The sequence below is a fragment of the Bradyrhizobium sp. genome (genome assembly GCF_049586575.1).
In the GTDB taxonomy this organism is placed as follows: domain Bacteria; phylum Pseudomonadota; class Alphaproteobacteria; order Rhizobiales; family Xanthobacteraceae; genus Bradyrhizobium.
Map to the genome: position 1 here is coordinate 1 of NZ_JBAVCF010000464.1, position 2,286 is coordinate 2,286.

General features: G+C 59.6%; 2 protein-coding genes. Both read right to left on the reverse strand.

The window, feature by feature from the left end:
• Positions 1 to 1,096, reverse strand: a 1,096-nt coding sequence (locus tag WB528_RS17955; protein ID WP_423889740.1) for a hypothetical protein, incomplete at its 3' end; no start/stop codon positions are given.
• The coding region (locus WB528_RS17960) for an MBOAT family O-acyltransferase (RefSeq protein ID WP_423889741.1) at positions 1,096 to 2,286 on the reverse strand (1,191 nt) is incomplete at its 5' end. The genes WB528_RS17960 and WB528_RS17955, both read right to left, overlap by 1 nt.

Sequence of the window (2,286 nt, forward strand, 5' to 3'; positions counted from 1 at the left end):
CATCGACCCTGTACGCCTCGACCTGCGCCTTGAGCTGGTCGAGGGCCGCCGTGGGCGCCGCCGTCTCGACGCGATATTTTTCTTGCGCGAGCCACGAGAGAATTTCCAGATCGATATCGGGCGAATGGTGGATCACATCGGAATAGTTGTTCAGATCGTGGGTGACTTTGCTCAACGCGCGAAAATCGAATAGCCGGACGTTCGGGAAATCCATCAGCCGCCGGCAGAAATAGTCTGAAAACGCAAAGACGCTTTGCAGCGTTTCGGGCGAGGTGTCGCGCAGCGACACCCATTGCAGGATCGAGTAAGGCGGCAAATAGATGTCGAAGGCTATATCGGGATTGGCGCTGATCAGGCCAATCGCATCGCGCTCGAAGACGCGAATTTTCATGTCGTAGTCGGTATCGTCCAAGAGATACTTGCTGCGGATCGGGTCGGTAATGTAGCGGAAAGCGGCGAGCGACCGCCTGGCATTATAGATCGCGCCGTCGCCGGGTTGGAGCGTATTGATTTCGTCGGCGCGGGAAACCGGAAATTTGAAGATGACCTCGCTTGTAAGCCTCGCGGCGACCGGCGCCAATGGCGGGATTGATCGTACCACGATCCACAATGCCTCGCGCGCCATGGCGCCGCTGAGAAGATACGAGGCGATACCCTTGGCATTGCCCCGGTAGAGATCCGCCGGGAGGTTGACGTTCGCGTCGATCTCGGGCGCATCGTGAAAGATCCAGTCGTCCACTTCCCAGATCACCCGCTTGGGCTTTCGCGCCATGGCCGCGGCCAAAACAAAAGCCTGTTCGCGCGAGTCCGATCCGGTCATGGCCAGCTTGAGCGATCTCACGCCGAGAATGCGATCCAGGTCGCTCTGGCGGAAATGGATCGCAAGCGACGTTCCCATGAACAGCGTGTCGAACTTCTGGCTCTTGATCAGCCCGGCGTTCTGGAGACGGCTGTCGTGCGAATACATCGCGGTGAAATGCCGCGAGGGGCGGAAGAGCTGCAAGGGATCGACCACAAAGGTGAGCACCGCCGCCGCCAGCATGATGAGCAGGCTCGCCGCCAGGAAACGAAGCAGGTCTTTGGTCGATTGAACCATCAGAACCGGAAATAAATGAATTCGCTGTGTTGCTGGATGCCGAGAACGCCGAAAGCAAACGCCGCCGCTCCACCGTAAAGCAGGATCGGCCGCGCCCGCCATGCGCTGAAATCCTTGCCGACCGATCTGTTCTTGTGGTCATAGCCCATGATCGTTTGCGTATTCGGGGCGAACCAGGCCATCGCGGCATAGACCGCGATCAGCACGGCTTCAACCATCTCGGTGTGGCCGAAGACGATCTGACCGGGATCGGCCATCCGCGACAACACGGACAGTGCCGAGGCGAGACTGTCGGCCCGGAAGAAGACCCAGGCGACGACGACCGCAAGGAACGTCAGGAGGAACGCGGCGACACCGGCGGGCCGCGCCAAACGCCTAGGGATTGGCGGCCCATAATTGATCCAGGCATGGTTGATGCAAAGGTACAGGCCGTGCAATGCGCCCCAGGCGACAAAGGTCCAGGCCGCGCCGTGCCAGAGGCCGCCAAGCAGCATCGTGATCATCAGGTTGACGTAGCGCAGAAACGAGCCGCGGCGGTTGCCGCCGAGCGGAATGTAGAGGTAGTCGCGCAGGAATTGCGACAACGTCATGTGCCAGCGGCGCCAGAAGTCGATGATGCTGGTCGCCTTGTAGGGCGAGTTGAAATTCAGCGGCAGGAAAATGCCGAACATCAGCGAGATTCCGATCGCCATGTCGGAATAGCCGGAGAAATCGAAATAAAGCTGGAAGGTATAGGCCAGCGCGCCGATCCAGGCCTGGTCGAACGATGGCGCAGCCTGATTGAAGGCGAGCGCAACCAGCGGCTGGATGCCGTCGGCAAGCCCGGTTTTCTTGAACAGGCCGATCCCGAAAATGATCAGGCCGCACAGGATCAGATGCGGATTCGGCCGCTTCGACTCTGCCGATTCAAACTGCGGAATCATATCCTGGTGATGCAGGATCGGGCCCGCGATCAGGTGCGGGAAATAGGTCACGAACAGCGCGTAATGCGGCAACGCATAGTGCGCGACCTTGCCGCGGTAGGCATCGACCAGGAACGCAATCTGGGTGAAGGTGTAGAAGGAGATGCCGACCGGAAGCAGGATGTTCACCGCGACAGAAGTCGAGAAGACCGTGTTGAAGTTGGCAACGAGGAAGCCGGCATATTTGAAGATGCCGAGGGCCAGGAGGTCGCCGCTGACGCCCACCGT